The organism is Acidihalobacter aeolianus (assembly GCF_001753165.1).
Lineage (GTDB): Bacteria > Pseudomonadota > Gammaproteobacteria > DSM-5130 > Acidihalobacteraceae > Acidihalobacter > Acidihalobacter aeolianus.
Genome location: NZ_CP017448.1, coordinates 51402 through 72879, shown reverse-complemented (window position 1 = coordinate 72879; position 21478 = coordinate 51402). Strand labels below are relative to the sequence as shown.

Here is a 21478-nt window from a genome sequence, read left to right as displayed (position 1 = left end):
TAGTGTCTGCAGCGTACTTCACCGCAGGCATGGACATGGACTGGACGCTCGTCACCACCGGATTGCTGGTCGCCGCCCTGATTGCCGTCACCGGCATCGGCGGCGGCTCGCTGATGACGCCCGCACTGATCCTCGGCTGCGGCCTTGCGCCCACCACCGCGGTGGGCACCGACCTGCTGTATGCCACGTTCACCAAGAGCGGCGCGCTGCTTGGCTACGCGCGTGACGGCCGCGTCGACTGGGCGACGGTCGGCTGGCTGCTGGCCGGCGGTGTGCCGGGCGTGGCCGCCGCGCATCTGTTCCTGAGTTCGTTTCACGACGCCGCACTGCAGGACCGCCTGGTCGGCACCGCGGTCGCTTGCGTGCTCGCCCTGAGCGCGCTCGGGATGTTGCTGCCGCGTCGACGCGATCATGTCGCTAGGCCACCAGCCGCCATTCGACGCTGGCTGATCGCCGGCGGCGCCGCCGTGGCCGTGCTGGTCACGCTGTCGTCCATCGGCGCGGGCACGCTGACCGGCGCCCTGCTGACGCGCCTTTATCCCGAACGCCCGCTGGCCGAAATCGTCGGCACCGAGCTGGCCATGGCCGTACCGCTGGCCGCGCTGGCCGCGGGCGCGCACTTCCTTTCGGGACAGGTCGACTGGCGCGCCGCCGTCGATCTGTCGATCGGCTCGCTGCCCGGCATCTGGCTCGGTCGGCAGCTGATGCACCGCCTCCCCGATCGATGGTTGCGCCTTGCCACGGCCGCGTTGCTGGCCGGCGCCTCGATCACGCTCATCGCCTGACCGACCACGAGGACCGCTCATGTCTGCGCTACCCCATAACCTGCACAACCGGATCGCCCACAGCGTCGAGATTCTGCGTCTCGCCGCAACTGCGGACGCACCCGCGACCTTTGCCAACAGCCTCGGCGCGGAGGACATCGTGCTGACGGATCTGATCTACCGCCAGGTGCCCGAGATCGACGATTTCATGCTCGATACCGGACGCCTGCCGGCGGAGACCTACGCGCTGCTGGAACGGGTGCGCGCGCGCTACGGCCGCGCTCCGCGCGTCCACTGCCCGGACACCGAGGCGCTCGAAACCTTCGTCAACGCGTTCGGCGCCAACGCGTTCTACGACAGCGTGGCGCTGCGCAAGCGCTGCTGCGCGGTCCGCAAGATCGAGCCGCTGCGCCGCGCCCTGCATGGATACAAGTCCTGGGTGACGGGCCTGCGCCGCGAACAGTCGGTGACGCGCCAGGGCCTGGACGTGCGCGAATGGGACGAGGGGAATGGCCTGTTCAAGTTCAACCCGCTGGCCGACTGGGGCGAGGCTGAAATCTGGGGATACATCCGCAGCCGCAGGCTGCCCTACAACACGCTGCACGACCGCCATTTCCCCAGCATCGGCTGCGCACCCTGCACACGGGCCATTGCGCAGGGCGAGGATATTCGCGCCGGACGCTGGTGGTGGGAGTTGCCCGAGTCCAAGGAATGCGGCCTGCACCGTTACGCCGACGGGAGCGCGAGCGCATGAGCACGGTCGTCGAAATGCCTCAGCGGATTTCCGCGCCGCTGCTCAACGAGCGTCAGTTTCAGGACCTGCGGCGCCTCGCCGACGCCCTGAACCCCGAGCAGCTGCTGTGGGCCAGCGGCTATCTCGCCGGACTGCAGGGCTCGACGTCCGCCCTGCCGGCCACGCAGCCCGCGACCGAAAGCGTGCGCCTCGCGGTGCTCTACGGCTCGCAGACCGGGACCGCCGCGGCCCTGGCCGAACGCGTGGCGCGCCGCGCCAGCGCGCTCGGCTTTGCGGCCGAGGCCCTGGACATGCGGAGCTACCGACGCGCGCGGCTGCGCGAGGACCGCAACCTGCTGGTTGTCGTCAGCACCCAGGGCGACGGCGAGCCGCCGGACAGCGCACAGGAGCTGCACGCGCTGCTGACCGGACCGCGCGCGCCGGACCTGACCGGCACGCGCTACGCCGTGCTCGCCCTGGGCGACGCGAGTTACCCGCGCTTCTGCCAGACGGGCAGGGAGTTCGATGAGGCGTTGGTCGCCGCCGGCGCCACGCGCCTCGCCGAACGCGTCGATTGCGATGTGGACTACGAGGACGACGCTCAGGTCTGGACCGAACGCGTCCTGGGATTGTTCGACGAGCCGCGAAGCGGGGCGTCGACGGTATCCGCCGTGTCCGCGGCCACTGAACCGGTCTCGTGGACGCGGCACAGGCCCTTCGCCGCCCCGCTACTCGAACGCCTGCCGCTGACCGCCGAGGGTTCGACCCGTCGCGTGTGGCACCTGGAGCTGGATCTGGCCGGCTCGGGCATCGACTTCGCCGCCGGCGACTGCCTCTCCATCGTGCCGTCGAACCCGCCCGAACTGGTGGACTCGCTGGTGACCCGGCTGGGTCTGAACGGCGACGCCACGATCGCAACCCGGCATGGCGAGTGCTCGCTGGCCGAGGCGCTCGCCTCGCGCTACGAAATCTCGCGGCTGACGCGCCCCCTGGTGGAACGCTACGCCGAGCTCGCCGACTCGGACGCATTGCGCGGACTGGCGCGCGACGGCGAAGCGCTGACCGCATGGATGACCGGGCGCGACGTGCTCGACCTGATCCATGAGCATCCGGCGCAGGACCTGTCCGCGCAGGATTTCGGCGACCTGCTGCGCGTGCTGCCCGCACGGCGCTACTCCATCGCCTCCAGCCCGCTCGCCTATCCCGACGAGGCCCATCTGACCGTGGCGCCGGTGCGTTGGGAGAGCCGCGGCCGGGTGCGCCTGGGGGTGGCCTCGACCCTGCTGGTCGAACGCCTGGCCGAGGGCGGGGAGGTGCCTGTGTTCATCGAAGGACACGCAGCCTTCCGCCTGCCGGAAGACCCGGCGCGCCCGATCATCCTGATCGGCGCCGGCACCGGCGTCGCGCCCTATCGCGCCTTTCTGCAGGAGCGCGAGGCGCTGGGCGCGCAGGGGCGCAATTGGCTGTTTTTCGGCGACCGCAACCGCCGTACCGACTTCCTCTATCAACGCGAATGGCTGCACTGGCTGGAGGGCGGCCTGCTGACCCGTCTGGACGTGGCCTTCTCGCGCGACCAGCCGCGCAAGGTCTACGTGCAGGACCGCCTGCGCGAGCGCGGCGCCGAGGTTTATGCCTGGCTGGAAGAAGGCGCGGCGATCTATGTCTGCGGCTCGGAGCGGCTGGGCCATGACGTGCACCGGGCATTGATCGATCTGGTCGGCGCGGCCGGCGGGCTGACCGCCGAACGGGCCGAGGGCTACGTCGAGGACCTCAAGCACACCGGGAGATACCACCGCGATGTCTACTGAAAAACCGCTTTCCGATGTCGAGCGCATCAAGGCCGCGAGTCGCGGCCTGCGCGGCAGTCTGGTCGAGAGTCTGGCGCTGGGCCACACCGGCGCGGTGCACGCCGACGACACGCAGGTGATCAAGTTTCACGGCATCTACCAGCAGGACGACCGCGACCTGCGCGCCGAGCGCCAGCGCCGCAAGCTGGAGCCGCAGTATCAGTTCATGGCCCGCCTGCGTCTGCCCGGCGGCGTGCTGAGCAGCACGCAGTGGCTGGCATTGGGGCGCATTGCCCGCGAATACGGCAACGGCAGCCTGCGCATCACCAGCCGCCAGAGCATCCAGTTCCACGGCCTGTTCAAGCAGGACCTCAAGCCGGCCGTGCAGGCACTGGACCGCGTGCTGCTGGACACCATCAGCGCCTGCGGCGACATCAACCGCAACGTCATCGCCTGCGCCAATCCGAACCGCTCCAGCCTGCACGGCGCGGTGTACGGCTGGGCATGCCGCATCGCCGAACGCCTGCTGCCCGAATCGCGTGCCTATCACGAGATCTGGCTGGACGGCGAGTCGGCGGTGCAGCCGGAACCCGAGCCGCTGTACGGACCGACCTACCTGCCGCGCAAGTTCAAGATCGCCCTGGCCATCCCGCCGTCCAACGACGTGGACGTGTTCGCCCATGACCTGGGTTTCATTGCCATCGAGGAACACGGCCGCCTCGCCGGGTTCAACGTCACCGTCGGCGGCGGGCTGGGGCGCAGCCACACCAACCCGGCGACCTATCCGCGCGTGGCCGACGTGATCGGGTTCTGCGCGCCGGAGCAGGTGCTCGTCGTGACCGAGGCGGTGGTCGCCACGCAGCGCGATCACGGCAACCGCAGCGACCGCGCCCAGGCCCGCCTCAAGTACACCATCGACCGCATGGGGCTGGACGCCTTCGTCGCGGACGTGACGCACCGCTGCGGTTTCGCACTGGCGCCGGCACGGCCCGCCGCCTTCGACACCTCCAGCGATGAGTTCGGCTGGGTCGAACATGCCGACGGCACGGCCAGCCTCACGCTTTACGTGCCGGGCGGGCGCATCGTGGACGACAGTCCGGAATACCTGCCGCTGAGCGATCTGGACGAACTCGTCGAAACCCACGGCGGCGAACTGCACCTGACCTGCAACCAGAATCTGGTGCTGGTCGGCGTCACCACCGAGGCGCGCTCACGCATCGAGGCGCTGCTCGCCCGTCGTGCGCTGGAGCTGGCCCCGCGGCTCACGCCGCTGGAGAGCGGCGCCATGGCCTGCGTCGCCCTGCCCACCTGCCCGCTGGCGATGGCCGAAAGCGAGCGCTACCTGCCGCAACTGATCCGCCGACTCAACGGGCTGCTGGACGAGTTCGGCCTGGCGCGCGAGGACCTGTCGCTGCGCATGACTGGCTGCCCCAATGGCTGCGCCCGGCCGTACCTGGCCGAGATCGGCCTGGTCGGCAAGGCACCGGGGCTCTACGACCTGTATCTGGGCAGCGACCGCGCCGGCACCCGGCTCAACACGCGGGTGCGCGAAGCCGTGGACGAAGCCGCGCTGGTCGACACCCTGCGCCCGCTGTTCGCGCGCTTTGCCGAGGAACGCGCCGCGGGCGAAGGCTTCGGCGATTTTCTGCACCGCCTCGAACTGATCGGGGCCACTTCAACCACCTCACGAGGAACCCGCACATGACCCTGCAACTCAATCAGATCGTCCCCGACTTCAGCGTCGCGACCACCGAAGGCCCCATCGACTTCCACGACTGGATCGGCGACCAGTGGGCGATTCTGTTCTCGCACCCGGCCGACTTCACGCCGGTATGCACCACCGAGCTGGGCGAGGCCTCGCGCCTGCAGCCGGAATTCGCGGCGCGCGGCGTGAAGCTGATCGGCCTGTCCGTCGACCCGCTAGACGATCACCTCGGCTGGGCCGACGACATCCGCGATACCCAGGGCCATGCGCTGAATTTCCCGCTGATCGCCGACCAGGATCGCATCGTGTCGACGGCCTACGGCATGGTGCACCCCGAGGCGGACCCCAAGGTGACGGTGCGCGCCGTGTTCGTGATCGACCCGCAGAAGCGCCTGCGCCTGAGCCTCACCTATCCGCCCTCGGTGGGACGCAATTTCGACGAGATCCTGCGCGTGGTCGACGCCCTGCAGACCAGCGACCGCGCGACGGTGGCCACCCCGGTCAACTGGCGTCCGGGCGAGCGCGTGATCATCCCGCCGGCGGTCTCCGACGAGCGTGCGCGCGAACTGTTCCCGCAGGGCTGGGAAGCGCCGCGCCCGTATCTGCGCTACACCCTGCTGCCGAGCTGACCATGCATTGGTATCCCGTGTTCTGGAACCTGCGCGGTCGCTCCGTGCTCGTGGTCGGCGGCGGCAAGGTGGCCGCGCGCAAGGTCAGGGCGCTGCTCCGTTCAGGCGCATCGGTGTGCGTCGCAGCCGAGCGCCTCGGCGCGGAGCTGCGCGACGATCTGGAGGCGGGACGCATTGCGCACGTCGCCGGCCGCTATGCCGGCGACGTGCTGCGCGGACGGCATCTGGCGATCGCCGCCACCGACGACCCCGAGACCAACCGCAGTGTCGCCGTCGATGCGCGCGCGGCGGGCGTTCCGGTCAATGTGGTGGACGATCCGCAGCACTGCGACTTCATCCTGCCGGCCATCGTGGACCGCTCGCCGCTGCTCGTGGCGATCTCGTCCGGCGGGCAGGCACCGATGCTGGCGCGTCACGTCAAGACCTGGATCGAGGCGCGGCTGCCGCGCTCGCTGTCGTCCGCAGCCGAGCTGATGGGCGGGCTGCGCGAGCGGGTCAAGGCGCGCTTCTCCACGCTGCCCGCGCGGCGCGCGTTCTGGGAACGCATGCTGGGCGGCCCCGAGCTGACGCTGATCGACGCGCACCGGGTACGCGACGCCTGGCGTGAACTGGAGCAGGGCGCCGAAGCTGCGCCCCCGCCGGTCGCGCTGGTCGGCGCCGGACCCGGCGACCCGCAACTGCTCACGCTCAGGGCATTACAACTGATTCAGGGCTGCGACGTGGTGCTGTACGACGCCCTGGTATCCGCGCCGATCATGGAGCTGGTACGCCCGGAGGCCGAGCGCGTGTTCGTCGGCAAGCGGGCCGGCGGCGTGCATACCCCGCAGCATGAGATCCAGCGGCAGATGATCGATTACGCCCGCCAGGGGCTGCGCGTGGTCCGCCTGAAGGGCGGCGATCCGATGGTCTTCGGCCGCGGCGGCGAGGAGGCCGAGGCCCTGTCGCGCGCGGGCATCGCCTTCGAGGTCGTGCCCGGCATCAGCGCCGCAAACGGCTGCGCCGCCTACGCCGGCATTCCGCTGACCCATCGCGAACATGCGCACACCGTGGTGATCACCTCCGGCTGCGCCCACCCGGACGGCAGCGAACACGATTGGAGCGCCCTGGCCAAGCGCCGGCACACCCTGGTGTTCTACATGCCGCTGCACGAACTGGACGCCATCTGCACGCAGCTTGCCGCACACGGCTTGCCGCCCGACTGGCCGGCGGCGTTGGTCGCCGAGGGCACGCAGGCCGGGCAGCAAGTGCTGCTCGGCACGCTGAGCACACTGCCGCGACTGGCCGAGCAACGCGAGATTGCGTCACCTGCCCTGCTGATGGTGGGCAAGACCACCGCGCTCGCGGAAAGACTGCATTGGTACGGCACTCCGCCGGTTATCGCGCGCCCGCAACGCGAACGGCACGAAGCCGTGTACGCCCTACTTTGATCCTCAACCTGAGACCCAGGAAATCCGCATGAACACGCTCGACACCGCCGCACTCATTGCGCCCCACGGCGGGCGACTGATCGACCTCGTCGTTCCGCCCGAGGAACGCGAAGCCGCGCTGCGCCGCGCCGCCACCCTGCCCAGGCTGGCGCTGAGCACTCGCCAGCTGGCCGACCTGGAATGTCTCGCCACCGGCGTGTACTCGCCGCTGGAGGGCTTCATGCATGAACGCGACTATCGGCGGGTCCTGCGCGAGATGCGTCTGACGGACGGTACGCTGTGGCCGATTCCGGTGGTCTTCGACGCCGATGCGGCGACCTTGGCCGAAATCGGCGATGCCGCGGAAATCGCCCTGAGCTGGGACGGGCGCGTGGTCGCCACGCTGGAAATCGCCGAATCCTACCGCGCCGACAAGGCGCTGGAAGCGCTCGCGGTCTACGGCGTGGACGACGCCGAGCACCCCGGCGTGACCGCCGTGCGTGCCCTCGGAGAGTTCTACCTCGCCGGACGCGTCCATCTGATCAACCCTGAGCTGCACGGCGACTTCGCGGCCTACCGCTACACGCCGGCGCAAAGCCGCGCGGCATTCGCCCGGCGCGGCTGGCGCAGGATAGCGGCCTTCCAGACCCGCAACCCGATCCATCGCGCGCACGAATACCTGCAGAAGGTCGCGCTCGAAGGCGTGGACGGGCTGTTCGTGCACCCGCTGGTGGGCCAGACCAAGTCCGACGACATCCCCGCCGACCTGCGCATCCGCACCTACGAGGTGATCCTGGAGCGCTACTACCCGCAGGATCGCATCCTGCTCGGCGTGTTCCCAGCGGCCATGCGCTATGCCGGACCGCGTGAGGCGATCAAACACGCCATCGCGCGCCAGAACTACGGTTGCAGCCACTTCATCGTCGGCCGCGATCACGCCGGCGTCGGCAATTACTACGGAACCTACGATGCACAGCGCATCTTCGAAACGCTCGCCCCCGAAGACCTGCGCATCATCCCGCTGCCCTTCGAAAACGCCGCCTACTGCACCGAATGCGCGCAGATGGCGACGCGCAAAACCTGCCCGCATCCGGAAGAAGCCTGGCTGCAACTCTCAGGCTCGCGCGTCCGCGACATGCTCCACCGCGGCATCCGCCCACCCGAGGAATTCACCCGCCCGGAAGTCGCCGAACTGCTCATGCAGGGCAGCAATCCTCCTTGATCCGGCGGCACGACACCCAGAAACAAAAAGGGCTTGAGATTGCTCGCAAGCCCTTGATGTTTCTGGGTGGTCAGGGACAGAATCGAACTGCGGACACGGGGATTTTCAAGCATACCATTATTTCTTTAATTAACAGCCACTTGAGGCGTTTGCATACATCATCACAAGGGGTTAGTTTGCATCTAAAACTCGATTCACTTATACACACTATCCTATAAATCTCGGCAACGCATGGGCTAAGCTGGTTACTGCACACATTGATTAGACGAACTTCTTTCTTTGCTGCAAAAACTCAAGGAAGAGACTGCTCTTATGGCAAATAAATCAACGTCAAAATCGACATTCAAGTTTAAAAATCACCAAAGGATAGGTGCGGTACAAGCTGAGTTTGACACTGAGTTTTTACAGGATTGCTTTATTGATACAGGCGACCTAGAAATTGCCACAGACGTAAAAAACCCGAGATCAATTCTCGTTGGCAGAACCGGATCCGGCAAGTCCGCACTACTTTTAAAAGTCAAAGAATGCGAAGAAAATGTCATCGAAATATCTCCCGAGAATTTATCACTAGACTACATATCGAACAGCAATATAATTAGTTTTTTCGAGGAAGCCGGGCTTAATTTAGACATTTTGTTTAGGTTTCTTTGGAAGCATGTATTAATAGTCGAATTACTTAAGCATAAATATGACTTGAAAAATGAAAGCGCTACTTCAGCGTTTCTAAGCAATATTACTGGCCTACTCAAGAGAGACAGACAAAAGCAAAAAGGTATTCAATACCTTAAACAGTGGGGGGAGAAGTTCTGGGAGGATACCGAATTCCGCGTTAAGGAAGTAGTCAGCAATATAGAGAACAAACTAAAAGCCGATGTAAAAAGTATCAGCCCAACTTTCACGCTCAGTGCTGAAGCAGCCAAAACACTCACCGATTCACAAAGGCAGGAAATTGTTGAAAGAGGGAAAAAGGCGGTTTCTGAAATTCAAATCAGGGATTTAGCAGAAGCCATAAAATTCCTGGCGGAGGACGTTTTCACAAATGGGCAACAGAGACATTATCTTATTATAGATAGACTCGACGAAAACTGGGCTTCTAAGAAAATCCGGTACAAATTAATCAGGGCTTTGATAGAAGAAATAAAATCATTTAGAAAAATTGGTTGCTTGAAAATACTCATAACAATGTGGCTAGATTTGCTTGAGGATGTTTTCGAGAAAACCAAAGATGCCGGCTTCCAGGAAGAAAAATACAGAGACTTACTACTACCAATACAGTGGAATGAAGAGAATCTTCTAGATCTCGTTAAATCAAGAATAAACCATCTATTAAAGTATAATTACACGAACCACTCTGTACAATTTGATTCTATTTTCCCAGGAAGCATACGAAAACGAAAAACGTTTGATTACCTCATAGAACGAACATTCATGAGGCCAAGAGACATAATCAGCTATTTGAATTTTGTTCTTGAGCGCGCAGCCGGGAAGTCCTCTATTACAGTGGATTTAATACAGTCCGCTGAAGAAGATTATAGCGAGGAGCGGATTCGGAGCGTAGAGCATGAATGGGCATCCATTCATCCATCCTTGGCCATATGTAAGTCTATCTTAGAAAAACGGCGGGACGGATTTAGAATACAAGAAATATCAGAGGATCAATTAAATGAGATTTCAATGTCACTAGCATTCGATGACAAATATATTATTGATTCTTTATCTGCGTCCGCAAGCGCATATCTAAACCATGGCATAACCTCAAATTCATTCAGATATGATTTGATTAACGCTCTCTACCATGTTGGGATGGTCGGCATCAAACAAGGACCAAGACATGGTACGAAATGGAGCTTTAACAGCCACTCTATTATAGGAAAACTTAATTTAAAATCTGATATGAGAGTATATATACATCCTATGTTTTGGCGAAATCTCGATATCTCGGCGCAGGATGAAGATTCGTAACCAGAGCTATCTAACATTTTATGTCACTTCTCAATGACGCCCTGACTATTAGGGAAATCTCCCACCGTTGGGCTGGCTACGACCCTAATATCTTCCGCCTGCGTCTACCTCTACCAGTTCGCGACAACATGCGACTACTCATGCATGAAATAGAGGCCGCACATCTTTTCTGTTCGACTCTCTTACTGGACAAATAGCACGATGACTCTGAATCAGACCCAAAGCACTATTACCACTACCACATGCCTGCAATCTGGGTTTCCCTCGAAAACCGCAAACTCATGCATTGGGCCGTGATAGGTCGACACTCATTCTCGCTATGGTGTGAATGAACGTTGCAATGGACCTTTATCTGAGTTCTGGGTCCCCCAAACAAACTACCAGTGGCCTAATGAAGATAAGGACATTGAGCAAACCATAACTCCAAATCCTGAGGTGCGGCAGAGCGATGAGATTTTATGCAAGCATCGCAGGGCGAAGACTACCTGCTAATACATAACGGATAGGATTTAGGCTTCTGTGAAAAACCTAATCATCAAGTAGCTTATCTCCCTGAAACACTTAGGATCGACGTTAGAGAAGACTACGAATTTGAGACAGCGCAACGTGTCTTACCTGCAATGGGACCAGGTAGACATGGCTCGCCAAGTGGCCTGGATTCATGCGGACGAGGCCAAAGCCGGAAAGGCCATTGGCGTTCCCTTGAACGAGGTGGCCATGGACGTGCTCAGGCGTCGATGGGGCGGGCATCGCAAGTACGTGTTCGCGTACAAGCGGCGACAGGTCGAACAGTGCTCAACCCATGCGTTCAAGCACGCGCTCATGCAGGCAGGGATAAGGCCGGACTTTCGCTGGCATGACCTGCGCCATACCTGAACAACCTGGCGTATGGAGAACGGGGGGGGGTTTGCAGGAATTGGGGGATTGATTGGGTTGAGCGGTTGCTCAAGTTGCGAATCGGTTCTGCTCCAAGCACATCTTTCGATGTGCGCATCTGAGAAGCGTCGCGCGGCGGATCGGGGGCACAGTTCTGGCGGAACCGGAAGAAAAAAAGGCTTGCGATCGCTCGCAAGCCCTTGATTCTATGGTGGCCAGGGACAGAATCGAACTGCCGACACGGGGATTTTCAATCCCCTGCTCTACCAACTGAGCTACCTGGCCGAAGGAAGCGCATTAAACCGGGGCGGGGCTGACGCGTCAAGCCCCCCCGGGCGGGACGTAGCCTTCGGGCTGGGTGGCGCCGCCGGCGAAAAGGAACTTCTCCATTTCCTCTTCCAGGAACTTGCGCGACTTGGGGTCGACCGGGGTGAGGCGGTATTCGTTGATGAGCATGGTCTGGTGGCGCAGCCACAGCTGCCAGGCTTCCTTGGAGATCTGTTCGTAGATCCGCTTGCCGAGTTCGCCGGGGTAGGTCGGGCGGTCCAGCCCTTCGGCTTCCTTGCCCAGATAGGCGCATTGCACCATGCGTGTCATTGGCTGATGTCCTCTCGATCGTTCGTCGCTGCGGCCCGCGCGGGCTGCTCCAACAGGCTTGCCACCGGGGCGGGAATGCCACCGGGCGGCGGTTGCCCCGGTTTATACCAGACCTGGGCGGTGTCTTTCACCCCCACGGCGGCGGGGCCATGCAGCCGGCCGGCGAGCGGATGGATGCGCAGACGGAAATGAGTGAACGCGTGGCGGAACGGCGGCAGCGCCTGCCAGGTCGCGGGGGTTCGGCCAGCGAGTTCGCGCGCGCGGGCGTCGGCTTCGTCCGCGGAGGCGGCTTCGGGCAGGCTCCACAGCCCACCCCAGATACCGCTCGGCGGGCGCCGTTCGAGCAGTACGGCGCCGGCGGCGTCGTACAGCAGCAGCATCCAGGTCTCGCGTTCGGGCGTCGTCTTGCGCGGCTTGGGCGCGGGCAGTTCGCGCTGCCGGCCCTCGCGCTGCGCGACGCAGTCGGCGGCCACCGGGCAGTCGCCGCAGCAGGGATTGGCGCGCGTGCACAGCGTCGCGCCGAGATCCATCATCGCCTGCGCGTAGGGTCCGGCCTCGTGCTCCGGCGTGCGCTCCTCGGCCAGCGCCCAGAGACGGTGCAGCACGGCGGTCTCCCCGGGCCAGCCGTCGATGCCGGCATGCCGCGCGAGCACGCGCTTGACGTTGCCGTCGAGGATGCTGGCCGGACGGCCGTGGCCCAGGGCGAGGATCGCGCCGGCGGTGGAGCGGCCGATGCCGGGCAGAGCGGCGAGCGCTTCGAGGTCGGCGGGCAGTCCGCCATGCAGGACGTGGGCCTCCTGCGCGGCGCGATGCAGGTTGCGCGCCCTTGCGTAGTAGCCGAGCCCCGACCACAGCCCGAGCACTTCGTCGACGGGTGCGGTCGCGAGCGCTTCGAGGTCCGGGAAGCGCGCCATGAAGCGGTCGAAATAGCCGACGACCGTGCCGACCTGGGTCTGCTGCAGCATGATCTCGGACACCCACACGCGGTAGGGCGTGGGCTCGCGCTGCCAGGGCAGGTCCTTGCGTCCGTGCCGGCGCCACCACGCGAGCACGCGTTCGCTGAAACGCTGTGGCATCGCTAGAAGTTGAAGCCGGGAATGTTGACCGGGGTGGGGCGATGCGGCGGCGGCAGGTGCCCGAGGCGGGCGGCACGCTCAATGCGCGCAACGGTGGCTCTCATCTGGTTCTCGACCTTGTGTTCGATCAGATACGGCCCGATCAGCGGCGGCACCCAGATCCGGGGCGTCAGCCGGGCGTTCAGCGTGAGGAGGGTACCGCCGCCGGGAGCCGCCGTATAGCGCCAGCTCATGCGCCCGGCGCTGAAGTCGCTGAGCGCGGGCACGGTGACGCCGACGAAACCGCCGTCGCGGTAGCGGGTGTCCATCACGTCGGTCAGCGTGGGGCAGAAGAACAGCAGGCAGCCGCTCAGCTCGACGCGCAGTCTGCGCGCACCGGGCGGCGCGCCGGGCAGCACGTCGACCGCGGCCGCGCCGGGCAACAGGCGGGCGAGGTCATGCGGGTTTTCCAGCAGCGCGGCCACCCGCGCCACCGGCGCATCGAGCAGCGCCTGCAGATGCATCTGGACGGCACCGCGATAGTGCACCGAAAGCTGCTCGATCTGCGCCGCACGGGCCGCGCCGGCCGTCAGCACCGCACAGGCGACGAGGCACAGCGCGGCGCAGCGACGTACGGCCACCTACTGGAACAGCCCCTTGAGGCCGGGCACGGCCTTTTGGAGACGCTTCTGCAGGTCCTGCGTGACCTTCTGCTTCTCCTGGTTCAGGCGCTGCTGCACCGCCTCCTTGGCCATCGATTTGAGGTCGATCTCATAGCCAGGGTGATGCAACGGACCACGGATCAACAGCGGGATCGGCGTGCCCTTGCCGTTGGCCTGGGTGAAGCGCAGGGTGTAGTCGATCTCGCGCTTGACCAGATCGACCTGACCGCTGCCGCTGGCGCCGAAACGGATGGCATTGAGCTTGAGGTCGCGGTTGACGATCACGCCCTTGCTGACCTGGCCGGTCGCGGTGAGCGAGGCGAACTGGGTCTCCGCGCCGGGCGCGCCGACCGGGCTGCCCTGCTTGAGTTCACGCAGCTTGATCAGCACCGACTGCACCTGATCGGCCAGCTTGGAGCGCTGCACCGAGCCGTTGCTCACCTTCATCGACAGATTACCGTCGAGCCCGCTCACCAGCGCGAGTTCAGAATCGCCGCCGGTCTGCAGGCTGGCCTGCAGGTCGGTGGTGCCGGTGAGATAGCTGTCGCCGGCATAGTCCTTGAGCAGGTCACCGATCTGCACGCCGGCGAGGGCGGCGTTGACGCGCATCGTCGGCTTCACGTAGCGCGCGTCGAGCGTGGCGTCGCCCTTGAGGGTGCCGCCGTAGAGGTCGGCGCCCAGGCTGGTGATCTGCATCAGGCCCCTGCGTGCGCTCAGCGCGAGCTTGATCTGGCTGAGCTTGAGCTTGCGCACGGTGAGCTGGCCGATGCTCAGGGTGCCGTTGGCGTCGACTCGGCGCAGCTCGCCCAGCGGGATCGCCAGGGGCTTGTTGGACCACGGGGCCGGGGCGCTGGTAGAGCTGCCGCCGGAGCCAGATTTTGCCGCGGCCGGCGGTGGCAGGTAGCGGTCAGCGTTGAGCTGGTCGAGGGCCAGGGTGAAGGCAAGGCGCGGCTGCGACAGGTCGGTGACCTGGACCTTGCCGCTGAGGTGGCTGTCGTTCAGCGTCACCTTGAGCGGGTCGAACGCGATGCTGCCGCCCTTGGCGAGATCGACCGCGAGGGTGCCCTGGATCAGGGTGTCGAGACTGCCCTGCGGCACCGCGTCACCCTTGGCCGAGAGTTTCAGGTTCATGTTGGCAAGCCGGTACCTGGCGGCCGCGAGGTCGGCGCTGAGTTGCGCGGTGAGACGCCCGTCGAGGCCTAGTGCGGGCTTGCTGTTCTCGATGTGGAAATCGAGCTTGAGCGGCGCGCTGCGCCCGGGGGCGAGATGTCCGACGCTGAGGTCGAGCGGCGCGATCACCAGACGGCGCCCGACCATGCGGTCGTCCAGGGTGATGCGTGCGCGCTGAATGTCGACCCCGGCCACGGCGAGGGCGAACGGCGCGCCGGCGACCATGCCCGCGGCGCTCGGCTTGGCGGGCGGCGTTGCGGCCGCAGGGGCGGAGGCCGCGGCGTTGCCCGCGAGGCCCTGCCAGTTGCTCTTGCCGTCGGCCTGGCGCACGAGATTGACGTCGAGCCCGCTCAGCAGCACGCGGTCGACCACGAGCTGATGGCGCAGCAGCGGCATCAGCTCGACGTCGAGATCGAGGCTGTCGATGCTGGCGAAGGGCGGCTGGTTCGGGAAGCCGGCCGGGTTGCTCAGGCTGACCTTGCTCAGGCGCAGGCCGAGGCGCGGGAAGATCATCAGATGCATCTGCCCGGCGATGGTCAGCGTGCGTCCGGTCTTTTCCTTCACCAGATGCTCGATCTGCGGCTTGTAGTCGTTGGGATTGAAGGTCATCACGAACGCGGCCACGCCGACCACGAGCAGCAACAGAACGACGACCACCAACAGCAACAGGCGTTTGATCCACTTCATGTGAAAACTCCGCAGCAGGTCACCGGATGAAGATAAACCCATCTTAGCCGTTGCGCTCGTCGAGGTGTATGACTGGCGTGTTGCAGCCAAGCGGTTAAAATCGGATCACGATTACACTTCGACATTACCCTAGATGAACCCAAAAACCTCCACGAACCCCCGCCGCGCACGGCGCATGCGGGTTATGGGTGCAATCTGATCCGAGGCCCGTTTAGATGCCCGATAACAGTCACCCGCAATTTCGCAGGCGCCCGCACATCCTGTTCATCGACGAGGAAAACGTCGACCGATCGCAAATGGCCGAGGCCTATCTGCGCAAGCTGGCCAGCGATCTGGTCGATGCGGCATCCGCCGGCTTGCGCAGCCGCCCGCTGGATCGACGCACGATCCAGGTGATGGAGGAGGACGGGCTGGACATCCGCCGGCAGCAGGAAAAGCTCGCGTCACGGGATCTGCTGCTTTGGGCCGACGTGATCATCGTGATCAGCGATCCCGTCGAGACCCTGCACGCGGCGATTCCGCAGAACGCGGTCGAGAAGCGCTGGCTGCTCGCCGCGCCGGACGTCGCCGAGGATGCGCCGGACGATGGCATCGAGGCCTACCGCGCCACCCGCGATCAGGTGCGCGGACGGGTCGAGGGCCTGGCCCGCTCGATGCGCCTGTTCTACGGCCGGCGCGAACCGGGCAGCGTCGGCAGCTAGGACTCGGCGGGGGAGGACTCCCCGACCGACCAGTCGCCGCTCTTGCCGCCGGACTTGCGTACCAGACGCACCCCGTCGATGGTCATGCCACGGTCGACCGCCTTGCACATGTCGTAGACGGTCAGCAGCGCCACCTGTACGGCGGTCAGCGCCTCCATCTCCACGCCGGTACGCCCGTGGGTTTCCGCGCGGCAGCGGCAGCGCACGCTGGCGTCGTCGGCGTCGATGCGGAAATCCAGCTCGACGTGGGTGAGCGGCAGCGGATGGCACAGCGGCACCAGCTCGGCGGTGCGCTTGGCGCCCATGATGCCGGCGACGCGCGCCACGCCGAGCACGTCGCCCTTGGCGTGGCTGCCCTGGCGGACCAGGTCCAGCGTCTGCGGGCGCATGCGGATGCGCCCCTCGGCGACGGCGACGCGGTGCGTCTCGGCCTTGCCGCCGACGTCGACCATATGCGCCTGGCCATTGCGATCGAAGTGAGTCAGCTTGCTCATCGTCCACCTGGGTTAGAATTCGGCTTTGGTCACAGCCTAGCAGAACCATGAGTATCACAGTCCGCTATTTTGCCAGCCTGCGCGACCGCGTGGGACGCGCCGAGGAGCAGCTCGACGCCGCCGGAATCGCCACCGTCGGCGACGTGCGCGCGCGCATCGAGCCGGCGGCCGGCACGCGCATTCTGGCTGCGCTCAATCAGGAGTATGTCGGCGACGACCACCCGGTGGTCGACGGCGACGAGGTCGCCTTCTTCCCGCCGGTCACGGGCGGCTGACGTGTCGCTGGTCCGCCTGGAGGAATCCGGCTTCGAGCCCTGGGCCGCGCTGGCGGCCTACACCGCCGAGCATGCGCTCGACGACGGCCGTGCGGGCGCCACGGCGGTCTTCGTCGGCAGCATGCGCGATTTCAACGTCGGCGACGACGTCAGCGAGATGTTTCTCGAACACTATCCGGGCATGACCGAGCGCGAACTCGGGCTCATCGTGGCCGAGGCGGAAGCGCGCTGGCCGCTGCTCGACTGCCTGGTGGTGCATCGCGTCGGCCGGCTGTTGCCCGGCGAGCCCATCGTGCTGACCGCGGCCTGGTCGGCGCACCGCGCCGCCGCCTTCGAGGCCTGCCGCCATCTGATGGAGGCGCTCAAGCACCGCGCGCCGTTCTGGAAGCGCGAGACCCTGGCCGACGGCAGCTCGCGCTGGGTGGAGCAGAACACCCCCGGCTGAACGCGCCTCAGCTGCCCAGCGTCAGGAACAGCGCGCCGTGCCCGCGGCGCACGTTGAACAGCAGCAGGCCGGCGTGCCGGTGCACCTCGCGCGCAAAGGCGCTTAGGCCGCGGATCGGCGCCAGATTGACCGACTCGATCACGTCGCCCTTCTGCAGCCCGCTGCGCGCCGCCGGCGAATCCGGCCTGACGGCCAGCACGATCACGCCGTGCAGCCTCGCCTTGTGCGCCAGTACCGCGGGCACGTCGCCCAGGGTCGCGCCGGCGAGCAGCGGGCTGATCCTCCCGCCGATGCGCACGCTTTCCGCGGGCCGGGCGACGACCAGCGAGAACGCCATCGGCCGGTCGTGCCGCAGCACGCTCAGCCGGATCGTCGTGCCCACCCGCTCCAGGCCGAGGATGTTGCGCATCTGCATCGCATCGCGGACCGCGCGGCCGTCGATCCCGACCACGATGTCGCCGGGCCGGATCCCGGCCCTGGCCGCAGGCAGGCCGGGCTCGACCTGGGCGATGACGGCCCCGCGCACGCGCTTCAAGCCGAAGGCGCTGGCCAGCGCCGGGGTGAGATCCTGCGCCGCGATGCCGATGCGTCCACGTTCCACGCGGCCGTACTTGATCAGCTGGTCCATCACGCCGACGGCCATGTCCACCGGGATCGCGAAGCCGATGCCGACGCTGCCGCCGTTGGGTCCCAGGATCGCGGTGTCGATGCCGACCAGCTGGCCGCGGAGATTGACCAGCGCACCGCCTGAGTTGCCCGGGTTGATGGGGGCGTCGGTCTGGATGAAGTCCTCGTAGGATTCCAGGCCAAGGCCGCTGCGTCCCAGCGCCGACACGATGCCGGAGGTCACAGTCTGGCCGAGGCCGAAGGGGTTGCCGATGGCGACCACGTAGTCGCCGACGCGCAGTCGGGACGAATCGCCCAGCGGCATCTGCCTCAGGTGGTGGGCCTGGATCTGCAGCACGGCGATGTCGGTGGGCTTGTCGCGGCCGACCAGATGCGCCGTGTACTGCCGACCGTCGCGCAGGGTAACCGTGATCTTCTCCGCGTTCGCAACGTCGTGGCTGTTGGTCAGTATGTAGCCCTTCGCGGCGTTGACGATGACCCCGGAGCTCAGCTCCACGACCTTTTGCTCCTGCTGGACGTTTGGCAGGCCGAAATAGCGGCGAATCGCGGGATTGTCGAGCAGCGGGTTGTGCACCGCGACCTCACCGGCCACGGAGATGTTCACCACCGCCGGCATGATCCGGCTCAGCATGGGCGCCAGCGAGGGCATGCGTTGGCCGTCGACCACTGGCGGCAGCTCGGCGCGTGCGGGCGCCGGCAGGCAGACGGCGCCGGCCAGGGCGGCGCACAGCAGCGAGGACAACATGCGTGGCATGCGCTTCATGGGTCGGTCTCCGGGCGGGAAGGCGGCGTGGGAAAGCCTATCGTAGGGCATGACGCGCGCGCCCGAAACCATCCCGCCCGCGAGGGCGGGTCAGGCGAGGTGGGCGCGCGGGTCGAAAGGCAGTTCCTGGCGCATGCGTTCGTAGAAGTCACGATGCGCGTCCGTCTCCGCCGGCGGGGTCTCGATGCGCAGCTCGACGTACTGGTCGCCCGGGGGATTGCCGGGCAGTCCGCGCCCCTTGAGGCGCATCCGGCGACCCGAGCCGGAGCCCGCAGGGATGCGCAGGTCCACCTTGCCGGCCAGCGTCGGCACGGTGATCTGGGCGCCGAGCGCGGCCTCCCAGGGCGCCAGCGGCAGCACCAGATTCACGTCTCGCCCGTCCAGCCGGTAAAGCGCGTGCGGGCGGATGTGCAGCACCAGGAACAGGTCCCCGGCGGGACCGCCGCCCATGCCCGGCTGACCCTGGCCGCCCAGGCGGATGCGCTGGCCCTCGGTCACGCCGGCGGGGATGTTGACGTTGAGCGTCTTGCCGCCGAGGCGCACGGTGTGGCGGCCGCCGTGGTAGGCGTCCTCCAGGTCGATGTCGATGCGCGCTTCCTGGTCCTGGCCGCGCGCGCGGAATCCGCCGCGTCCATGGCCGCCCGCACCCTGGCGCATGCCGGCGCCGAACAGGGTCTCGAAGAAGTCGCTGAAGCCCGCCGCACCGCCGCCGCCGAAGCCGGCGCCGCCGGAAAATCCGCCCTGGCCGAAGCCGCCCATGTGCTCCCAGCCCGGCGGCGGCCGGAAGTCCTGGCCGGCCTTCCAGTTGGGGCCGAGCTGGTCGTAGGCACGCCGCTTCTCCGGATCGCTCAGGACCTCATTGGCCTCGTTGACCTCCTTGAAGCGGGCTTCGGCGCCCGATTCCTTGCTGACGTCGGGGTGGTACTTGCGCGCGAGACGGCGGTAGGCCTTCTTGATCTCGGCCTGATCGGCATCCTTGGCGACCCCGAGAATCTTGTAGTAGTCCTTGTATTCCATACCGGTCTTCTGAACTTACCTCAGGTGACGGCACGGCCTGCGCACGCCGGGGGGCATGCGCAGGCCGCCGTGTCGAACACTCAGCCTTCGATCTGGATCTTGCGCGGCAGCACGCGGGCCTGCTTGGGAATGCGCACCTCGAGCACGCCCTTGTCCATGCGCGCGGTGATCTGGTCCGCGTCGGCCGTGTCGGGCAGCGTGAAGCGGCGGTAGAACTGGCCGCGCACACGCTCGACGCGGCGATACTGCTCGCGCGATTCCTCGTTCACCGTGCTGCGCTCGCCCTTGATGGTGAGCACGCCGTCCTCCATGTGGATATCGACGTCCTTGGGCTCGACGCCCGGCACGTCGGCATGGATCACGAAGGCGTTTTCCTCTTCCTTGATGTCGACCGAGGGCAGCCAATCGCTGGTGGCGGATTCGCTGCCGTTGGCCTCGTGCTCTCCGGGCAGGCCGAAGGCGCGGTCCATTTCGCGGTAAAGCTGATTGAGCAAGCCATACGGCTGATAACGTACCATCGACATGATCTTGTCTCCTGCAATCTGTGGTTCCTGCGGATCCGTTTGCGATCCGGTTGACATACAGATGCAGGCGGATACCCCAATTATCAAGGGGTCCCGACGGACGCGGGGCGGGTCGCGCCGCAGTGCCAGCATTCGCCGAACTGGCCCTCGTTGCGTTCGCCGCAGGCCGGGCAGATCCACGGCGGTCCCGGCGGTTCGGCGAGGGCCTCCTGCAGCTCGCGCACCACCTGTTCGGCGCGCGCAACATCGCTGTCGTCGACCCAGATCTCGGGCCAGCACTCGTTCACCGGCAGGTCGCCGATCCCGCCGCCGAGGTAGTAGTTGCGCAGCTGACTGGCGATGCCGTTCTGCTCGAGCAGGTTGCGCACGTGCCCGGCGCTCAGCAGGTCCGGCGAGGCATAGACCTTCTTCAATCGCGGCTCCCGGCGGGCTACTCGATGTTCTGGTCCTGCTCGCGCATCTGCTCGATCAGCACCTTGAGCTCGACCGCTGCCTGCGTGGTCTCGATGTCGGCCGACTTCGAACCCAGCGTGTTCGCCTCGCGGTTGAATTCCTGCATCAGGAAGTCGAGCCTCCGGCCGATCGGTTCCTGGCGCCCGAGCACGGATTCGAGTTCGGTCAGATGGCTGTCGAGACGGTCGAGTTCCTCGTCCACGTCGAGGCGCTGCGCCACCAGCGCCAGTTCCTGCTCCAGGCGACCCGGATCGGGCGCCTCCACGCCGAGTTCGGCGAGGCGTGCGCGGAACTTGTCGCGCAGGGCAGCGATCAGGTCCTGGCGTCGTCCGCGCACCCGCACCACCAGTACCCCGACCGCCTCCGCCCGCTGGCGCAGCAGCGCGGCGAGGCGCTCGCCTTCGCCCTGGCGGTTGCGGACGAATTCGCCGATCGTCTCCTCCGCCAGGCGCAGGGCCGCGGCGTGCAGCGGCGCAAGATCGCGCGCCGGTTCGCGCACCACGCCCGGCCAACGCAGGACTTCCAGCGCATTGAACTGCGCCGAGGCGCCCATCAAGCCCTCGATCTGCTCGCAGGCCTCCAGCAATCCCTGCACCAGGCTGTGGTCGACCGTCAGCGAAGCCGCACCGCTCGCCGGCGGGGCGTAGCGCAGGCCGCAGTCGATCTTGCCGCGGCCGAGCCTAGCCTGCAGGCGCTCGCGCAGGGCACCCTCCATGGCGCGCAGATCCTCAGGCAGACGCAGACTCAGGTCGAGATAGCGATGGTTCACGCTGCGTAGCTCGCAGGTCAGCGTGCCCCATTCGCCCTGGGCTTCGCGGCGGGCGAACGCCGTCATGCTCTGTACCACGATTCACCTCCCTCCAGACGATCCCGCAGGCATTCTACCTGTGCGCATGGCCCGCTGCGCGGTCAGCCCCTATAATG

Annotated in this window: 22 protein-coding genes and 1 tRNA gene; 12 read left to right on the top strand and 11 right to left on the bottom strand. The window is 65.6% G+C overall.

Annotated features, from left to right (window positions below; all coding sequences use genetic code 11):
• Window positions 1-2 precede the first annotated feature (2 nt).
• The 9 genes from BJI67_RS00375 (at window position 3) to BJI67_RS00335 (ending at window position 11084) form a co-directional block, all read left to right on the top strand.
• A complete protein-coding gene (locus BJI67_RS00375; protein WP_156781968.1) occupies window positions 3-785 on the top strand; it encodes a sulfite exporter TauE/SafE family protein in 783 nt (260 codons plus the stop codon).
• Between the two features lie 19 nt (window positions 786-804).
• Window positions 805-1518 (top strand): phosphoadenylyl-sulfate reductase, encoded by a 714-nt coding sequence (locus tag BJI67_RS00370; protein WP_070071317.1) that lies wholly within the window; start codon window positions 805-807, stop codon window positions 1516-1518.
• Entirely contained in the window at window positions 1515-3305 is a 1791-nt protein-coding gene (locus tag BJI67_RS00365) for a diflavin oxidoreductase (RefSeq protein ID WP_083250498.1), read from the top strand. Before BJI67_RS00370 ends, BJI67_RS00365 begins: the two co-directional genes overlap by 4 nt.
• Window positions 3295-4989 (top strand): NADPH-dependent assimilatory sulfite reductase hemoprotein subunit, encoded by a 1695-nt coding sequence (locus BJI67_RS00360; protein WP_070071316.1) that lies wholly within the window; start codon window positions 3295-3297, stop codon window positions 4987-4989. Before BJI67_RS00365 ends, BJI67_RS00360 begins: the two co-directional genes overlap by 11 nt.
• Window positions 4986-5618 carry a peroxiredoxin gene (locus BJI67_RS00355; RefSeq protein WP_070071315.1) on the top strand — a complete coding sequence of 211 codons (633 nt, stop codon included), beginning with the start codon at window positions 4986-4988 and terminating at the stop codon, window positions 5616-5618. Before BJI67_RS00360 ends, BJI67_RS00355 begins: the two co-directional genes overlap by 4 nt.
• Window positions 5619-5620: 2 nt before the next feature.
• Complete coding sequence (gene cysG, locus BJI67_RS00350; RefSeq protein ID WP_070071314.1) at window positions 5621-7045, top strand: siroheme synthase CysG; 1425 nt, start codon at window positions 5621-5623, stop codon at window positions 7043-7045.
• A 28-nt stretch (window positions 7046-7073) separates the two neighbouring features.
• The gene (sat, locus tag BJI67_RS00345; RefSeq protein WP_070071313.1) at window positions 7074-8246 is read left to right on the top strand and encodes a sulfate adenylyltransferase; all 1173 of its coding nucleotides are present in this window, start codon (window positions 7074-7076) and stop codon (window positions 8244-8246) included.
• A gap of 312 nt (window positions 8247-8558) precedes the next feature.
• On the top strand, window positions 8559-10208 hold the full coding sequence (locus tag BJI67_RS00340; protein ID WP_070073853.1) for a P-loop ATPase, Sll1717 family: 1650 nt from the start codon (window positions 8559-8561) through the stop codon (window positions 10206-10208).
• 591 nt (window positions 10209-10799) lie between these two features.
• Window positions 10800-11084, top strand: coding sequence for a tyrosine-type recombinase/integrase (locus BJI67_RS00335; RefSeq protein WP_269449606.1), 285 nt, complete (start codon window positions 10800-10802; stop codon window positions 11082-11084).
• Window positions 11085-11293: 209 nt separating this feature from the next.
• Here BJI67_RS00335 and BJI67_RS00330 read toward each other — a convergent pair.
• From BJI67_RS00330 to BJI67_RS00310, 5 genes are all read right to left on the bottom strand, one after another.
• Window positions 11294-11369, bottom strand: a tRNA-Phe gene (locus BJI67_RS00330).
• A 36-nt stretch (window positions 11370-11405) separates the two neighbouring features.
• Window positions 11406-11681: an oxidative damage protection protein gene (locus BJI67_RS00325; RefSeq protein WP_070071311.1), complete on the bottom strand. Its 276-nt coding sequence runs from the start codon at window positions 11679-11681 to the stop codon at window positions 11406-11408.
• On the bottom strand, window positions 11678-12757 hold the full coding sequence (gene mutY / locus BJI67_RS00320; RefSeq protein ID WP_070071310.1) for an A/G-specific adenine glycosylase: 1080 nt from the start codon (window positions 12755-12757) through the stop codon (window positions 11678-11680). Before mutY ends, BJI67_RS00325 begins: the two co-directional genes overlap by 4 nt.
• Before the next feature lie 2 nt (window positions 12758-12759).
• Window positions 12760-13377, bottom strand: coding sequence for an SRPBCC family protein (locus BJI67_RS00315; RefSeq protein ID WP_070071309.1), 618 nt, complete (start codon window positions 13375-13377; stop codon window positions 12760-12762).
• Complete coding sequence (locus tag BJI67_RS00310) at window positions 13378-15255, bottom strand: AsmA family protein (RefSeq protein ID WP_070071308.1); 1878 nt, start codon at window positions 15253-15255, stop codon at window positions 13378-13380. It abuts the gene before it with no gap.
• Window positions 15256-15470: 215 nt separating this feature from the next.
• Between BJI67_RS00310 and BJI67_RS00305 the strand changes: the two genes are divergently transcribed.
• Window positions 15471-15956, top strand: coding sequence for an arsenate reductase/protein-tyrosine-phosphatase family protein (locus tag BJI67_RS00305; protein ID WP_070071307.1), 486 nt, complete (start codon window positions 15471-15473; stop codon window positions 15954-15956).
• Here BJI67_RS00305 and moaC read toward each other — a convergent pair.
• Window positions 15953-16450 (bottom strand): cyclic pyranopterin monophosphate synthase MoaC, encoded by a 498-nt coding sequence (gene moaC / locus BJI67_RS00300; RefSeq protein ID WP_070071306.1) that lies wholly within the window; start codon window positions 16448-16450, stop codon window positions 15953-15955. The two genes, BJI67_RS00305 and moaC, sit on opposite strands and share 4 nt — an antisense overlap.
• A 47-nt stretch (window positions 16451-16497) precedes the next feature.
• Between moaC and moaD the strand changes: the two genes are divergently transcribed.
• Both moaD and BJI67_RS00290 read left to right on the top strand, forming a co-directional pair.
• Entirely contained in the window at window positions 16498-16725 is a 228-nt protein-coding gene (gene moaD, locus BJI67_RS00295) for a molybdopterin converting factor subunit 1 (protein ID WP_070071305.1), read from the top strand.
• 7 nt (window positions 16726-16732) lie between these two features.
• Window positions 16733-17170 carry a molybdenum cofactor biosynthesis protein MoaE gene (locus BJI67_RS00290; protein ID WP_070073852.1) on the top strand — a complete coding sequence of 146 codons (438 nt, stop codon included), beginning with the start codon at window positions 16733-16735 and terminating at the stop codon, window positions 17168-17170.
• A 7-nt stretch (window positions 17171-17177) separates the two neighbouring features.
• Here the strand turns inward: BJI67_RS00290 and BJI67_RS00285 are convergent, their stop codons facing one another.
• The 5 genes from BJI67_RS00285 to BJI67_RS00265 all read right to left on the bottom strand — a co-directional run bounded on the left by BJI67_RS00285 (window position 17178) and on the right by BJI67_RS00265 (window position 21389).
• Window positions 17178-18560: a Do family serine endopeptidase gene (locus BJI67_RS00285; protein ID WP_197513361.1), complete on the bottom strand. Its 1383-nt coding sequence runs from the start codon at window positions 18558-18560 to the stop codon at window positions 17178-17180.
• A 90-nt stretch (window positions 18561-18650) separates the two neighbouring features.
• On the bottom strand, window positions 18651-19577 hold the full coding sequence (locus BJI67_RS00280; protein WP_070071304.1) for a DnaJ C-terminal domain-containing protein: 927 nt from the start codon (window positions 19575-19577) through the stop codon (window positions 18651-18653).
• Between the two features lie 80 nt (window positions 19578-19657).
• Window positions 19658-20101 (bottom strand): Hsp20/alpha crystallin family protein, encoded by a 444-nt coding sequence (locus BJI67_RS00275; RefSeq protein WP_070073850.1) that lies wholly within the window; start codon window positions 20099-20101, stop codon window positions 19658-19660.
• Between the two features lie 83 nt (window positions 20102-20184).
• Window positions 20185-20514, bottom strand: coding sequence for a putative signal transducing protein (locus BJI67_RS00270; protein WP_070071303.1), 330 nt, complete (start codon window positions 20512-20514; stop codon window positions 20185-20187).
• A 17-nt stretch (window positions 20515-20531) separates the two neighbouring features.
• A complete protein-coding gene (locus tag BJI67_RS00265) occupies window positions 20532-21389 on the bottom strand; it encodes a YicC/YloC family endoribonuclease (RefSeq protein WP_070071302.1) in 858 nt (285 codons plus the stop codon).
• Window positions 21390-21478: the final 89 nt, after the last annotated feature.

Bases quoted from the DNA above. Each gene is read 5' to 3' on its own strand.
- BJI67_RS00285 (WP_197513361.1), bottom strand. From the start codon at position 18,560: ATGAAGCGCATGCCACGCATGTTGTCCTCGCTGCTGTGCGCCGCCCTG.
- BJI67_RS00355 (WP_070071315.1), top strand. From the start codon at position 4,986: ATGACCCTGCAACTCAATCAGATCGTCCCCGACTTCAGCGTCGCGACC.
- moaC (WP_070071306.1), bottom strand. From the start codon at position 16,450: ATGAGCAAGCTGACTCACTTCGATCGCAATGGCCAGGCGCATATGGTC.
- BJI67_RS00305 (WP_070071307.1), top strand. From the start codon at position 15,471: ATGCCCGATAACAGTCACCCGCAATTTCGCAGGCGCCCGCACATCCTG.
- BJI67_RS00280 (WP_070071304.1), bottom strand. From the start codon at position 19,577: ATGGAATACAAGGACTACTACAAGATTCTCGGGGTCGCCAAGGATGCC.
- BJI67_RS00310 (WP_070071308.1), bottom strand. From the start codon at position 15,255: ATGAAGTGGATCAAACGCCTGTTGCTGTTGGTGGTCGTCGTTCTGTTG.
- BJI67_RS00365 (WP_083250498.1), top strand. From the start codon at position 1,515: ATGAGCACGGTCGTCGAAATGCCTCAGCGGATTTCCGCGCCGCTGCTC.
- mutY (WP_070071310.1), bottom strand. From the start codon at position 12,757: ATGCCACAGCGTTTCAGCGAACGCGTGCTCGCGTGGTGGCGCCGGCAC.
- moaD (WP_070071305.1), top strand. From the start codon at position 16,498: ATGAGTATCACAGTCCGCTATTTTGCCAGCCTGCGCGACCGCGTGGGA.
- sat (WP_070071313.1), top strand. From the start codon at position 7,074: ATGAACACGCTCGACACCGCCGCACTCATTGCGCCCCACGGCGGGCGA.
- BJI67_RS00370 (WP_070071317.1), top strand. From the start codon at position 805: ATGTCTGCGCTACCCCATAACCTGCACAACCGGATCGCCCACAGCGTC.
- BJI67_RS00265 (WP_070071302.1), bottom strand. From the start codon at position 21,389: ATGACGGCGTTCGCCCGCCGCGAAGCCCAGGGCGAATGGGGCACGCTG.
- BJI67_RS00360 (WP_070071316.1), top strand. From the start codon at position 3,295: ATGTCTACTGAAAAACCGCTTTCCGATGTCGAGCGCATCAAGGCCGCG.
- BJI67_RS00325 (WP_070071311.1), bottom strand. From the start codon at position 11,681: ATGACACGCATGGTGCAATGCGCCTATCTGGGCAAGGAAGCCGAAGGG.
- cysG (WP_070071314.1), top strand. From the start codon at position 5,621: ATGCATTGGTATCCCGTGTTCTGGAACCTGCGCGGTCGCTCCGTGCTC.
- BJI67_RS00275 (WP_070073850.1), bottom strand. From the start codon at position 20,101: ATGTCGATGGTACGTTATCAGCCGTATGGCTTGCTCAATCAGCTTTAC.
- BJI67_RS00340 (WP_070073853.1), top strand. From the start codon at position 8,559: ATGGCAAATAAATCAACGTCAAAATCGACATTCAAGTTTAAAAATCAC.